This window comes from Streptococcus sp. KCJ4932 (genome assembly GCF_004352745.1).
GTDB lineage: Bacteria > Bacillota > Bacilli > Lactobacillales > Streptococcaceae > Streptococcus > Streptococcus ruminicola.
Genome location: NZ_SJWW01000025.1, coordinates 1 through 12,934 on the forward strand (window position 1 = coordinate 1; position 12,934 = coordinate 12,934).

Sequence of the window (12,934 nt, forward strand, 5' to 3'; positions counted from 1 at the left end):
ATTTTATACCACTAGCGTCTCCGATAAAATATTGTCTAATCTTATCTTCTATAAATTTTTCATCTTCAGGATAAGGTTCTGATCTAATTTTTGTTCTAATTAAAAAATCAATTATTTTAGCAATATCTTCTTCAACAGATAATTCTAAATATTGAACATAATTACTCAATAATTTTTTCATTTCAGATGAATTTTCAACCTGAAATTTAATAAAAGACTGATTATCATCGTTTGTCTGTGCTCTATATATTAAATCAGATAAATTAGTAAATGGAAGAGGGCTAACCAATGAAACAGTATTTGTGCTATCCCTTTCTAAATGCTCTTTCCAATTTTTTAGAATTCCTTTTTGATTTAAATCAGATAATGTCCAATACTCTTTGCTCCCATTACGCCCTTTACATTGCTGTGCCTCTTTTTTTCCATCTTTATATCTTATCCATATATCAACTCCATGTTCTTCTTCACCAATTGGTTCAATTTTAATTGCATCAATTTCTTCAGCGACAATATCAATTATTTTTAAAACAATCCAATTGAATTCGTATCTATTACCTAGTTTATCTGCTCTCCCACCTGATTCATAGGGCATAGTTTCACCTCTTTATTTTTTATTTATATTATACCAAAACCCCACTTCAACTGTTAGTTGAAGTGGGGTGTGTTTGATTGTGATACTCTTTGAAAAGTAGGTATCTATGAAAAAGAAAGTTAACTAGGATTATTTATAGTATAGATTTCCTTACTTAAGGCAATCTTAACGAATCCTTGTAGAAAACTTAACTTATTTCACCAATTTTTTCATGTCTTCAATACGAGCGACTGTTGCGTCGTATTTAGCTTGATAGTCAACTTGTTTGTCACGTTCTTTTTGGACAACTTCTGGTTTAGCGTTAGCAACGAATTTTTCGTTACCAAGTTTGCGTGCAACCATATCCAATTCTTTTTGCCATTTAGCAAGTTCTTTGTCAAGACGTGCCAATTCTTCTTCAACGTTAAGAAGGTCAGCAAGTGGCAAGAAGATTTCAGCACCAGTGATAACGCTAGACATTGCCAATTCTGGAGCTTCGATATCAGAAGAAATTTCAAGTTTTTCAGGGTTTGTGAAACGTTTGATGTAGTTCACATTGCTGTTAAAGAAGTCTTCCAATTCTTTGTCGCTTGTCTTAACAAGAAGTGTGATTGGTTTGCTTGGTGCAACGTTCACTTCGCTACGTGCGTTACGAACGGCACGGATAAGGTCTTTAAGACTTTCAACACCTTTGTGCGCAGCTTCATTTTCAAATGCTGGGTTAACAGTTGGGTATTCAGCTGTTACAATTGAACCTTCAGAAATTTGTTCAAAGATTTCTTCAGTTACGAATGGCATGATTGGGTGAAGCAAACGAAGGATTTTATCAAGTGTGTAAAGAAGAACTGAACGAGTGATAACTTTTTCGTCTTCATTGTCGCTATAAAGAACTTCTTTAGTCAACTCAACGTACCAGTCAGCAAATTCATCCCAGATGAAGTTGTAAAGAATGTGACCAGCAACACCAAATTCAAATTTATCAAAGTTTTCAGTGACTTTAGCGATTGTTTCATTCAAGTTGTGAAGGATCCAACGGTCAGTAACGTTACCAGCTGTTCCAGCGGCAACTTTTTCAACGTTAGCGCTAGCTTGTTCAAGTGTAAGATCTTCATTGTTCATCAAAATGTAACGAGAAATGTTCCAGATTTTGTTAATGAAGTTCCAAGCAGCATCCATTTTTTCGTAAGAGAAACGAACGTCTTGACCTGGTGCAGAACCATTTGACAAGAACCAACGAAGGGCGTCAGCACCGTATTTTTCGATAACGTCCATTGGGTCAATACCGTTACCAAGTGATTTAGACATTTTACGTCCTTGTTCGTCACGGATAAGACCGTGGATAAGCACGTTTTCAAATGGACGACGTCCTGTGAATTCCAATGATTGGAAAATCATACGTGATACCCAGAAGAAGATGATATCGTAACCAGTTACCAATGTTGAAGTTGGGAAGTAGCGTTTGAAGTCTTCTGCTTCTGTGTCAGGCCAACCCATTGTTGAGAATGGCCATAGCGCTGAACTGAACCAAGTATCAAGAACGTCTTCGTCTTGAGTCCATCCGTCACCTTCTGGAGCTTCTTCACCGACGTACATTTCACCTTCAGCATTATACCATGCTGGGATTTGGTGACCCCACCATAATTGACGAGAAATAACCCAGTCGTGAACATTTTCCATCCATTGAAGGAAAGTATCGTTGAAACGTGGTGGGTAGAATTTCACTTCGTCATCAGTGTCTTGGTTAGCAATGGCATTTTTAGCCAATTGGTCCATTTTAACGAACCATTGTGTTGACAAACGTGGTTCAACTGGCACACCAGTACGTTCTGAGTGACCAACGCTGTGAACCATTTTTTCGATTTCAACAAGCGCACCGATTTCTTCCAATTTTTTAACGACAGCTTTACGTGCTTCAAAACGATCCATACCAGCAAATTCACCAGCAAGTTCGTTCATTGTACCATCGTCGTTCATAACGTTGATTTGTGGCAAGTTGTGACGTTGACCAACTAGGAAGTCGTTAGGGTCATGTGCAGGAGTGATTTTAACCACACCAGTACCGAATTCTGGGTCAGCGTGTTCATCACCAACGATTGGAATAGCCTTGTTAACGATTGGAAGGATAACATTTTTACCAATCAAATCTTTGTAACGGTCGTCATTTGGGTTAACCGCAACGGCAACGTCACCAAACATTGTTTCAGGACGAGTTGTTGCCACTTCAAGGCTACGTGAACCATCTTCCAACATGTAGTTCATGTGGTAGAATGCACCTTCGACATCTTTGTGGATAACTTCGATATCAGAAAGAGCTGTACGAGCTTTTGGATCCCAGTTGATGATAAATTCACCACGGTAAATCCAACCTTTTTTGTAAAGTTGAACAAAGACTTTACGAACTGCTTTTGACAAACCTTCGTCAAGGGTGAAACGTTCACGTGAGTAATCTACAGAGATACCCATTTTACCCCATTGTTGTTTGATTGTTGATGCGTATTCATCTTTCCATTCCCAAACTTTATCAAGGAATTTTTCACGACCAAGGTCGTAACGTGAAATACCATCTTCAGCAAGACGTGCTTCAACTTTTGCTTGTGTTGCGATACCAGCGTGGTCCATACCTGGTAACCACAAAGTATCAAAACCTTGCATACGTTTTTGACGGATAATAATATCTTGCAAAGTTGTATCCCAAGCGTGACCAAGGTGAAGTTTACCTGTAACGTTTGGTGGTGGAATAACGATTGAATACGGATGTGCTTTCTTATCGCCTGAAGGCTTGAAAACATCCTCATCTAACCATTTTTGATAACGCCCAGCTTCAACTTCAGCTGGGTTATATTTTGGTGAAAGTTCTTTTGACATAATGTGTCCTTTCTACATTTTTTCAATAAGTCAATCAATTCAATTTATCAGGTGCTGCTGACAGCCTCTCCCACTCACTTTTTAACAATCCGTAACGCAGTAAATCGCAACGTTTTCCTTGTGCGTCTTTACGGTCACGGATACGTGATTCTAAAGTGAAACCAAGCTTTTCAGCAATACGCTGGCTAGCTTTGTTGTAACTATAACACTCAATTTCGATTTTATGGAGGCCTACCAGATTAAAACCAACTTCTAAAAGCGCATGCGCAGCTTCTGACATAATACCTTGTCCCCAATAATCTGGATGAAGAAGATAACCCATTTCAAAAACATCATCAGCATGGCGGTGATTGAAATCAACCGAGCCGATAACTCTATTAGAGCCTTTGGGACAAATACCATATCCAGCTGGAATCTTCTGTTCACTCCAACGTTTAGGCATAATATTATCTAAGTAATTCTCCTCTTCTGCCACATTCTTAACAGGCGGAAAACCAGCTGGCCAAGTCACTTCTGGCAAACTGGCATAATCAAAAATATCTTTAGCGTCTGATACTAAACGCTGACGCAAGTAAAGACGTTCTGTCTCTACCTCAGGAAGTTTATTGTCGTTTATCTGACCTAGTATCTTAATCATGGCAATTCCTCCACTCTAGGATAAAAAAATCGCCCCAGTCTTTCGACAGGGACGAACTTTTATAAATCCGCGGTACCACCCACATTCGAGTGACTAGCACTCGCAACTTTGTTATTCAGTTACAACCTTCAGCAACCAGCCTCGACATTTGTGCGGATTTCTCAGCGCCACCGCTTTCTGTAACAAATGGTCTTCAAGACACCTCTGAATGTTTTTATTTTAACAGATTTGGTCAGCTAACGCAAATGGATTAAGCTTTGAAAGCTACGCCATTTTCTTTAAGTTTGTTAACTGTTGCTGGACCAATTCCTTTAAAGGCCAAAACTTCTTTTTCTGTGTAATTTTGGAAATCAGATACTGATTTAATTCCTTCATTGTAAAGTGTTTCAACAAGTTTTGGTCGAATGCCTTCTACGGCAGAAATCGCTGAAAATTCTTCCAAACTAAGAGTTGCTTTTGAAACAACGTTAGCAGCAGCCTTAACAGTTGAAGTTGCAGCTGTTTTGATGATACCTGCACGTTTTAATTTCAATAAGTACTCTTTTTTTCGATTCTTTTTCTTTGCCATTTTAGTAATTTCTCTCCCCTAAAAGATTATCTGGTAATTCGTGGAAACCTTTGCCGGCTTTATAATTAGCAAATTTGCCTTGGATATAACGGTAAGCATCAAGTTTGCTTTCGTAACGGATGTAAGCATCAGCAGCACGTTCATCCTTATCTTCTTCCACAATCTTACGGCTGGCTTCCATTGCCATTTCATTAACTGTAATTTGTGAATCAACCCAAGCTTCAAATTCTTTTAAAAATTCTTGTTCGTAAGTCATAAATACCTCTCGTCTGATTTCCTAGGTCATATTATAACACAAACCTTGAAAAAATGAGAGCCTTGTAAAGGATTTGTAACATGATTTCCATGAATCCCCTTCCTTTTTTAGAAATTTTTCTGAAAATAAGTTCAGATGAGGCTAAAAACGAGTCATTCAGCTTTTTTCTCACATAAACTTGTCTTTTTCTACTATTTAAAGTAGAATATTAAAAATATTTCGACAAACTTTATAAAGGAGATGCATTATGATTCTATCGCAATTTGACCCAGAAAAAAGAGCCATCATCAATCCCAGCGATATCGTGGCAAGTCTTCCTCAATTTCCAAAAACAGTTGTGACCTGCTTTGCAAGAGCAACCTTTGCTAGAATTTTAGCCGAAGTTCCTCATCGTCAGATTGCTAAAACAAGTATGGCTAATCTCGAAATTCCAATTTATGAGCTTGACTTTCAAGGAGAAAAAATCGGCTTTTTTAACTCCTACGTTGGGGCAAGTAGCTGCGTTGCCGTCTTAGAAGATATCATTGCCATGGGAGCAGAAAATCTCCTTGTCTTTGGAACTTGTGGCGTCCTTGATAATAGCATTAAAGAAACCTCAATTATCATTCCAAGCTCTGCTATTCGCGACGAAGGAACAAGCTATCACTATGCTCCTGCTACTAATGAAATTGCTCTTAATCCCACTTATCGTGAACAGTTTAAAAACTTTCTTAGTCATCAAAACATCTCTTATACTGAAGGCAAAGTCTGGTCGACAGATGGTATTTACCGTGAAACACAAAGTAAAATGCTAGCTAGAAAGGCACAAGGTGCTATCGCTGTTGACATGGAATGCTCTGCTATTGTCGCACTGGCTAATTTTAGACAGATTAATCATTTTCAGTTTTTCTATTCTGCCGACAACCTTGACGCTGAAGAATGGGACCCGCGTAGCCTTGCAAATGACGCTGACCTTGAAAGAAAAGACCGCATCGCTAGTATCGCCTTACACTTTGCCACCCAAGTCTTCAAATAAGCTCAAAAACTCTCAGCTTTTTTAGCTGAGAGTTTTTAAAAATTTTTTGCTTACGCTAAAAGCCTGATTTTTAGCCATCTTTGACTTTTTAGTCAAAAATAATTGAGTTTTTGCTCTTGTCAAACACAAAATATAGTGCTACTATTTTATCCGGGCACAAGATATTGTGCTTAAATCATTTATTATGACAAATACAAGGCCTTGACTTTGTCACATATAGATACTCTACTGGGAAAGGAGGACTTGTTTCACCTATTTCCAAACCATAATAACTCACCAAACATACATTTACTAACCTTACTCTAGACAGATAGTTTTGCTATCAAAATACATTTTACACATTACATTTTTAAACAAATACTACAGAATTAGCATACTGGAGGTGCATTACCATCGTGATTATTCTAGCAGGAATGATAGGAGTCGGAAAAACTACCTACACTTCTCTCTTAGCCAAAGAACTTGGCACAACAGCATTCTTTGAACCTGTTGACAATAACCCAATTTTAGATAAATACTATGAAGACCCAGAAAAATACGGGTTTGCTTTACAAATTTACTTCTTGAACAAACGCTTCAAATCAATCAAAGAAGCTTACGAAGCAGACAACAATGTCTTAGACCGCTCAATCTACGAAGATGCTTTATTTACTTACATTAATACCCTTCAAGGAAGCATCAGCGATCAAGAATATAATATCTACTTGGAATTGCTAGACAACATGATGGAGGAAATTGACGGACTTCCTAAAAAAGCTCCTGATTTGCTAATCTACCTCGAAGGTAGTTTTGACCACATCATGAACAACATCAAAAAACGTGGACGTGATTTTGAACAACCAGATGACGAAAATGGTCTAACAGATTACTACAAACTCCTTCACAAGCACTACACAAAATGGTATGAAGATTACCAATACAGTCCAAAAATGAAAATTAACACTGACAACCTCGATGTTACAAAAGCTGAGGACTGGGATAAAGTGTACAAAATGATCCGTCAAGAAATGAAATCAATTGGAATTGGAGATTAACATTTTTTGAAAAAAGAACTTTCACTTAAAGAATCATTTAACAACGCTTGGAATCGTTTTGACTTAAAAGAAAAGATTTTCGTAATCTTTGCCTTCTTAGTCTCTCTCGGATTTACCCTATACGGGATGATTCCGACACTCTTTTCAGGAGACCTTAACATCTTACATGTCCTCTCAATTATCATGTCGATCTTTGGTTTTATTGGGACATGGACACTAGCGATTCAATGGCAACACACCTTTAAAGCAAATGGTGTTCAAAATGTTGCTGGTATCTTAGTCGCTGGTATTCAAGGTGTTTACGGTGAAATGTTCAAAAGTTGCTACTACCTTGCAACCGAATTTATCGGACACTATAACTGGAAAAAACGCCGCAATGACGACGGTGAGTTAGTCGTTGATAAAAAATTCAGTCTAAAAGACGTGCTTATCGCTGTCTTCTTCTGGACATTTGGCTTAGGATTTATTTCTTATTGGATGGGCGGACAAAAAATCGTCCTAGATGCCATCACAAATGGGCTTTCCTTTACTGCCCAACAACGTCAAGTAAAAGGACACCTTGATGGCTACTACATTTGGCTAGTTGTTGATTTGCTAAGCTTTATCCTTTACCTATCTATCGGAAACCCAATCGTTGCCTTTAGTTACCTAGGTATGGTGGCACAAGGTTTCGTAGGTATTATTATCTGGAAGAAGAGTCAAGGACAAGAAAGTCTTGCTCAAGAAGCTGTTGCTGAATAAAAATAGAAAACTCTGAGACTACGTCTCAGAGTTTTTTTATAATCTCATGAATTGATTTGACCGGTGCAACATCTGCTCCATGCTTACCCAACATTTTTTCCATCCAAATCATGTCATACCATCGGTTGAATTTATAACCCGAATCATGAAATTTTCCCACCAATTGATACCCGAGAGCACGATGGAACTTCTCACTTCCATTTGTCAGATAAGCATCTTCAACATCAGTTGACGCAATACAAGCATTAAGATTAAGGATACCCATTTGGGTTAAATAATCCTCTAATTTGCCATAAATCTGACGTCCAACACCCTTACCACGCGCAGCTTTATCCAGATAAACTGTCGCTTCTGCTGACCAGGCATAAGCAGCTCTAGGATGGAATTTAGAAGCATAAGCATAACCTAGAATCTTGCCATCTTCTTCTGCCACAAGATAAGGATAAAAAGCCATGATTGAGCGCATACGGCCCGTAAATTCCTCTAAAGTCGGCACATCATATTCAAAAGTAATAGCTGTTTCTTCAACATAATAACGATAAATATCAAGCAGAGCTTTTGCATCATCTAAACTTGCCAAACGAATCGTAATGGCCATTCTCACAAGTCCTCCAAAAATAATCAATAATTTAGTATAACGATAAAGTAGCCCAGTGTCAAAATAAACATAACACCACTTGTCAAATTCACGATTATTAAAAAACGCAAGGAGCCCCTTACGTTTCATCATTTTCTTATTTCTTGACTAACTTAACAACTGCTTCAGTTCTTGCTGTATGCGGAAACATATCCACCGACTGAATGTAATGAACATCGTAAACTTTACTTAATTTAACCAAATCACGAGCTAAAGTCGCCGTATTACATGACACATAAACCATTTTAGCAGGTTGATATTTCAAAATAGTATCCAAGAGTTTATCATCAAGTCCCGTACGAGGTGGGTCAACAATCAAAGCATCCGCCCGATAGCCTTCCTTGTACCACTTAGGAATAATATCTTCTGCGCGACCAGCTTCGTAATAAGTATTATCAAAGCCCATACGCTGTGCATTTTTCTTAGCATCCTCGATAGCTTCAGGAATGATATCCATCCCACGAACACTCTTAACTTTACCTGCAAAAGCAAAACCAATTGTTCCGACACCACAATAAGCATCGATAACATGGTCATCTTCTGTCACATCAAGCGCAGCCACAGCCTGACTATACAAGACCTGTGTTTGCTCAGGATTCAACTGATAAAAAGCACGAGGCGAAAGACTGAAATGATAATCCAAAACCTCTTCTGAAATATCAGCATCGCCCCAGATAACCTCTGTTTTTCCGCCGTAAATCTCACTTGATTTTGAACGGTTAAAGTTGACAGCAATTCCCTTAATAGCTTCAAATTCAGCCGTTAATTGCTTAATAAGCGGTGCTAAAAAGACATCTCGACTAGTAATAAAGATAATCTGAACTTGTCCAGTAGCTTTTGCTTTACGAATCATTACTGTTCGAATACCAGCTACCTTGCGCTCATCATAAATTGGAATATGATGTTTTTCTAGCAATTCTGCCACACGATTAATAATAGCTTGCGTTAATTCATCTTGAACAAAACAATCCTTGATATCGACCAAGCGGTGACTGCCTTCTTCAAAAAGTCCCGCCTTAACATTTCCTTTAAAAGAACGTGTTTGGAACTGTAATTTGGCACGGTAATGATACGGTACTCCCATTCCAAGTGTGTGCCTAATTTCATAATTTTCATAACCAGCAGGTTTGAATTTTTTCAAAGTTTGACCAATCAAATCATCCTTAAACTCTAACTGCTTATCATAACGTAGGTGCATAATCTGACAGCCACCGCATTTTTGATAAATGGGACATTTCGGTTCCACACGAAACTTAGATTTCTTATTGATTGTCAAAAGTCTTGCCTGAGCAAAATTACGCTTAACCGCCGTAATCTGACAAAAAATATCTTCCCCCTTCAAAGCACCTGGAACAAAGACTAAAGTCTTCTTATAAAATCCAATTCCTTCACCATTAATTCCCATGCGCTTGATTTTCAAAGGAATTCTTTGTTTTACTTTCAAATTCATTAGTGACTAAATATAACTCCTACTTCTTTCAATTTTTCTAAAGTTGCCTTACCAAACTGAGGTAAAGCTAAAATATCTGCTTCTGTCCAAACTTGAAAATCCTGCAAATCATAAATATCATGCGCCAGCAAGATTTCAATTTGGTATTCTGATAAAAAGGCTAACGATTCAACTTCTGCCTGACCTGCCTTGTGCTCTGAAAAATAATCATTCAAATAAGCTTGCACATAATTTCCAGCAGTCATCAGTAAAGGTAAAATACGATAAAGTCCTACATAGACCGCTTCTAAACTATCTGGACGATGAATGCCAGCTGCGCCGACAGACATAATATCATCCATCAAAAGCTCGGGTGATTGACAAAAAATAGCAAAATCCTTAACATCAGCATTCAAAACTTCAATCAAATAGTGTGCCATCTCATCATGACCATCTAAAATAGCCCCAACTAACAAAGGGATTTCTAGTAAAATATCATGTCCAATATCAGACTGCTTCTTAAAGAATACCAAAGCCTTATCATATTGTGACGTCAAAATATACAATGCCATTATCTCATGACGACAAGCAAACAAATCCGATGAATCCAGCTCATAAACCGCTTCAAATTGCTCAAGAGCTCTCTGATAAAGTCCATTTTGCTTATAAAGCATACCAAGATTAACCTTTGAAAAATAATAATCTTTCTCAGATATTTCACCCTTCTCATGAAGCTCTTCATAATAATCAACACGCTTTCTAAGCTCTGTTAAATCCTCAAATAAATTCCAATTTTCAGAGTCTAGCTCATCTTCTTCATCTTCTAAAAAGTCATCATCAAACGGAAACTCTTCAAGGTCATCACTTAAAGACTTAAGCATGCGGTATTCATCTAAATCAACGATTTTACTACCTTTCACCATATCACCTCCCTACACTTTAATCACTACTATTTTAACATTTTTGTTATAATGAATGTATGAAAATCACTAAAATCGAAAAGAAAAAAAGGCTATATCTTTTAGAAATTGACGAAAAAGATAAACTTTACGTAACAGAAGACACTATTGTTCACTTTATGTTAAGTAAAAATATGGAAATTGACGAAACAACCTTAAAAGATATTCAAAGATATGCTCAATTTTCATACGGTAAAAACTTGGCACTTTACCAAATTTCTTTCAAGCAACGTACCGCAGATGAAGTAAAAAAATACTTGGAAAAGCATGAAATTGATAGCCAATATATCCCAGAAATCATTGAAAACCTCAAAACAGAAAACTGGATTAACGACTCTCAATATGTAGAAACCTATTTATCTCAAAATCTATCATCAGGAGACAAAGGTGGCTACGTTTTAAAACAAAAATTACTTCAAAAAGGAGTTGATGCTCAACTCATTGACCAAAAATTAGCTGAATTAGACTTTTCAGACCTAGCTGAAAAAACAGCTCAAAAACTTTTACGTAAATATCAAAACAAGCTCTCAACAAAAACACTTAAAGATAAAATCATCCAAAATATGATGAACAAAGGTTTCTCATACACAGAAGCAAAAGATGCCTTTGAAACACTTGATATCGAAAAAGATGAAGAACAAGAATTCGAACTTTTAAATAAAGAACTTGATAAACAATATCGAAAATTTAGTAAAAAATACGAAGGATATGAACTAAATCAACGATTAACGCAAGCTCTCGCTCGAAAAGGCTTTTCATATGATGATATTAAGAGCGCACTTAGAGATTATTTGTGAAATAAATTGCATTTCTAAGTGTCCTTTTTCAGAAAATTATGATAAACTATAACAGATAAGTTTAATTGTAGAAAGTTGGTAAGGCATGAAATTACCTAAGGAAGGCGACTTTATTACAATTCAAAGTTATAAGCATGATGGTAGTTTGCACCGAACATGGCGCGACACTATGGTACTAAAAACAACAGACAATGCTGTTATAGGAGTTAACGATCACACACTAGTAACAGAAAGTGATGGGAGACGTTGGGTTACGCGAGAACCAGCCATTGTTTATTTCCATAAAAAATACTGGTTTAATATCATTGCGATGATAAGAGATAACGGTGTTTCATACTACTGCAATCTTGCTAGTCCATACGTCATGGATGAAGAAGCTCTTAAGTATATCGATTACGACTTGGATGTCAAAGTCTTTGCAGACGGTGAAAAAAGGCTACTTGACGTCGACGAGTACGAAATACACAAAGCAGAAATGGGCTATTCTCCAGACATTGATTTTATTTTAAAAGAGAATGTCAAAATCCTTGTTGACTGGATCAACAATGGAAAAGGACCATTCTCAGAAGCCTATATTAATATTTGGTACAAACGTTATCTTGAACTTAAGAATCGTTAAAGTTGCGAGCACTCCGATAGGGGTGCTTTTACGCTGAAGAAAGGAAGATTTATATGGCATTTGAAATCAGTAAAGAAAGATACGCCAGTTTTGGCGTAGCAACAAGCCTTCCACATGAAATCATTGATACCTTCTGGGATATCTTAGATAACTACCTAAAAGGTGTTATCCCACTAGAGTCAATCATCAGCTTTCGTTTAACTGAGAAAAAAGGAAAATTAACGATTTGCTACCAAAATCAAAAACAGAAAACAGCTATTGCTTTTGACTATAATTACCCGTATGACCCATTCTTTCCAAATATTGTCTATCTGATTGATCAATCAGGAACAGAAACACTTTTATTACCACATGAACTAGACTAAAAAAGAAGGCTTTCGCCTTCTTTTTAAACCTTTTAAACAAAAATAAATATAATAGTCCGTACGGGATTCGAACCCGTGTTACCGCCGTGAAAAGGCGGTGTCTTAACCCCTTGACCAACGGACCATATTAATAAATGGGCACAAGTGGACTCGAACCACCGACCTCACGCTTATCAGGCGTGCGCTCTAACCAGCTGAGCTATGCGCCCAAGTAAAACTTGGGTGAGCCAAATTTAATAAAGCGGGTGACGAGAATCGAACTCGCGACAACAGCTTGGAAGGCTGTAGTTTTACCACTAAACTACACCCGCATATAATGGGAGTTAACGGGATCGAACCGCTGACCCTCTGCTTGTAAGGCAGATGCTCTCCCAGCTGAGCTAAACTCCCTTTTGCTAAGCGACTACCATATCTAACAGGGGGCAACCCCCAACTACATCA

14 protein-coding genes and 4 tRNA genes are annotated in these 12,934 nt (G+C 37.5%); 6 read left to right on the top strand and 12 right to left on the bottom strand.

Annotation, left to right across the window (positions count from 1 at the left end; translation table 11 throughout):
* From E0E02_RS09130 to E0E02_RS09150, 5 genes are all read right to left on the bottom strand, one after another.
* Positions 1 to 592 (bottom strand): hypothetical protein (locus E0E02_RS09130; protein WP_206282028.1); only part of this gene is annotated, 592 nt, incomplete at its 3' end.
* A 192-nt stretch (positions 593 to 784) separates the two neighbouring features.
* The gene (locus E0E02_RS09135) at positions 785 to 3,436 is read right to left on the bottom strand and encodes a valine--tRNA ligase (protein ID WP_074629816.1); all 2,652 of its coding nucleotides are present in this window, start codon (positions 3,434 to 3,436) and stop codon (positions 785 to 787) included.
* Between the two features lie 34 nt (positions 3,437 to 3,470).
* A complete protein-coding gene (locus E0E02_RS09140) occupies positions 3,471 to 4,073 on the bottom strand; it encodes a GNAT family protein (RefSeq protein WP_133018428.1) in 603 nt (200 codons plus the stop codon).
* A gap of 250 nt (positions 4,074 to 4,323) precedes the next feature.
* The gene (locus E0E02_RS09145) at positions 4,324 to 4,641 is read right to left on the bottom strand and encodes a helix-hairpin-helix domain-containing protein (RefSeq protein ID WP_074559400.1); all 318 of its coding nucleotides are present in this window, start codon (positions 4,639 to 4,641) and stop codon (positions 4,324 to 4,326) included.
* 1 nt (position 4,642) lies between these two features.
* Positions 4,643 to 4,897 (bottom strand): DUF1912 family protein, encoded by a 255-nt coding sequence (locus tag E0E02_RS09150; RefSeq protein WP_004230643.1) that lies wholly within the window; start codon positions 4,895 to 4,897, stop codon positions 4,643 to 4,645.
* Positions 4,898 to 5,144: 247 nt separating this feature from the next.
* Here E0E02_RS09150 and E0E02_RS09155 point away from each other — a divergent pair, with 247 nt between their 5' ends.
* The 3 genes from E0E02_RS09155 to pnuC all read left to right on the top strand — a co-directional run bounded on the left by E0E02_RS09155 (position 5,145) and on the right by pnuC (position 7,687).
* A complete protein-coding gene (locus E0E02_RS09155; protein ID WP_133018429.1) occupies positions 5,145 to 5,912 on the top strand; it encodes a nucleoside phosphorylase in 768 nt (255 codons plus the stop codon).
* Between the two features lie 395 nt (positions 5,913 to 6,307).
* Complete coding sequence (locus E0E02_RS09160) at positions 6,308 to 6,946, top strand: deoxynucleoside kinase (RefSeq protein ID WP_133018430.1); 639 nt, start codon at positions 6,308 to 6,310, stop codon at positions 6,944 to 6,946.
* A 6-nt stretch (positions 6,947 to 6,952) separates the two neighbouring features.
* Positions 6,953 to 7,687 (top strand): nicotinamide riboside transporter PnuC, encoded by a 735-nt coding sequence (gene pnuC, locus E0E02_RS09165; protein WP_133018431.1) that lies wholly within the window; start codon positions 6,953 to 6,955, stop codon positions 7,685 to 7,687.
* Positions 7,688 to 7,712: 25 nt separating this feature from the next.
* On the opposite strand, the gene E0E02_RS09170 is transcribed toward pnuC, so the two are convergent.
* The 3 genes from E0E02_RS09170 to E0E02_RS09180 form a co-directional block, all read right to left on the bottom strand.
* Positions 7,713 to 8,285: a GNAT family N-acetyltransferase gene (locus tag E0E02_RS09170; protein ID WP_133018435.1), complete on the bottom strand. Its 573-nt coding sequence runs from the start codon at positions 8,283 to 8,285 to the stop codon at positions 7,713 to 7,715.
* Positions 8,286 to 8,421: 136 nt separating this feature from the next.
* Positions 8,422 to 9,774 carry a 23S rRNA (uracil(1939)-C(5))-methyltransferase RlmD gene (rlmD, locus tag E0E02_RS09175; RefSeq protein ID WP_133018432.1) on the bottom strand — a complete coding sequence of 451 codons (1,353 nt, stop codon included), beginning with the start codon at positions 9,772 to 9,774 and terminating at the stop codon, positions 8,422 to 8,424.
* Positions 9,774 to 10,676 carry a hypothetical protein gene (locus tag E0E02_RS09180; protein ID WP_133018433.1) on the bottom strand — a complete coding sequence of 301 codons (903 nt, stop codon included), beginning with the start codon at positions 10,674 to 10,676 and terminating at the stop codon, positions 9,774 to 9,776. The genes rlmD and E0E02_RS09180 overlap by 1 nt, the downstream gene beginning before the upstream one ends.
* 56 nt (positions 10,677 to 10,732) lie before the next feature.
* Between E0E02_RS09180 and recX the strand changes: the two genes are divergently transcribed.
* From recX to E0E02_RS09195, 3 genes are all read left to right on the top strand, one after another.
* The gene (gene recX, locus E0E02_RS09185; protein WP_133018434.1) at positions 10,733 to 11,509 is read left to right on the top strand and encodes a recombination regulator RecX; all 777 of its coding nucleotides are present in this window, start codon (positions 10,733 to 10,735) and stop codon (positions 11,507 to 11,509) included.
* Positions 11,510 to 11,594: 85 nt separating this feature from the next.
* Entirely contained in the window at positions 11,595 to 12,128 is a 534-nt protein-coding gene (locus E0E02_RS09190; RefSeq protein ID WP_006531621.1) for a DUF402 domain-containing protein, read from the top strand.
* A gap of 53 nt (positions 12,129 to 12,181) precedes the next feature.
* Positions 12,182 to 12,493 (top strand): DUF960 domain-containing protein, encoded by a 312-nt coding sequence (locus E0E02_RS09195; protein WP_074559386.1) that lies wholly within the window; start codon positions 12,182 to 12,184, stop codon positions 12,491 to 12,493.
* A 52-nt stretch (positions 12,494 to 12,545) separates the two neighbouring features.
* Here E0E02_RS09195 and E0E02_RS09200 read toward each other — a convergent pair.
* The 4 genes from E0E02_RS09200 to E0E02_RS09215 form a co-directional block, all read right to left on the bottom strand.
* A tRNA-Glu gene (locus E0E02_RS09200) sits at positions 12,546 to 12,617 on the bottom strand.
* Positions 12,618 to 12,628: 11 nt separating this feature from the next.
* Positions 12,629 to 12,702, bottom strand: a tRNA-Ile gene (locus E0E02_RS09205).
* Between the two features lie 31 nt (positions 12,703 to 12,733).
* Positions 12,734 to 12,804, bottom strand: a tRNA-Gly gene (locus tag E0E02_RS09210).
* A 6-nt stretch (positions 12,805 to 12,810) separates the two neighbouring features.
* A tRNA-Val gene (locus E0E02_RS09215) sits at positions 12,811 to 12,883 on the bottom strand.
* Positions 12,884 to 12,934: the final 51 nt, after the last annotated feature.

What these genes read in the sequence shown, in the direction of transcription:
- E0E02_RS09135 (WP_074629816.1), bottom strand. Translation starts at nt 3,436, where the DNA reads ATGTCAAAAGAACTTTCACCAAAATATAACCCAGCTGAAGTTGAAGCT.
- E0E02_RS09140 (WP_133018428.1), bottom strand. Translation starts at nt 4,073, where the DNA reads ATGATTAAGATACTAGGTCAGATAAACGACAATAAACTTCCTGAGGTA.
- E0E02_RS09145 (WP_074559400.1), bottom strand. Translation starts at nt 4,641, where the DNA reads ATGGCAAAGAAAAAGAATCGAAAAAAAGAGTACTTATTGAAATTAAAA.
- E0E02_RS09150 (WP_004230643.1), bottom strand. Translation starts at nt 4,897, where the DNA reads ATGACTTACGAACAAGAATTTTTAAAAGAATTTGAAGCTTGGGTTGAT.
- E0E02_RS09155 (WP_133018429.1), top strand. Translation starts at nt 5,145, where the DNA reads ATGATTCTATCGCAATTTGACCCAGAAAAAAGAGCCATCATCAATCCC.
- E0E02_RS09170 (WP_133018435.1), bottom strand. Translation starts at nt 8,285, where the DNA reads ATGGCCATTACGATTCGTTTGGCAAGTTTAGATGATGCAAAAGCTCTG.
- rlmD (WP_133018432.1), bottom strand. Translation starts at nt 9,774, where the DNA reads ATGAATTTGAAAGTAAAACAAAGAATTCCTTTGAAAATCAAGCGCATG.
- E0E02_RS09180 (WP_133018433.1), bottom strand. Translation starts at nt 10,676, where the DNA reads ATGGTGAAAGGTAGTAAAATCGTTGATTTAGATGAATACCGCATGCTT.
- recX (WP_133018434.1), top strand. Translation starts at nt 10,733, where the DNA reads ATGAAAATCACTAAAATCGAAAAGAAAAAAAGGCTATATCTTTTAGAA.
- E0E02_RS09190 (WP_006531621.1), top strand. Translation starts at nt 11,595, where the DNA reads ATGAAATTACCTAAGGAAGGCGACTTTATTACAATTCAAAGTTATAAG.
- E0E02_RS09195 (WP_074559386.1), top strand. Translation starts at nt 12,182, where the DNA reads ATGGCATTTGAAATCAGTAAAGAAAGATACGCCAGTTTTGGCGTAGCA.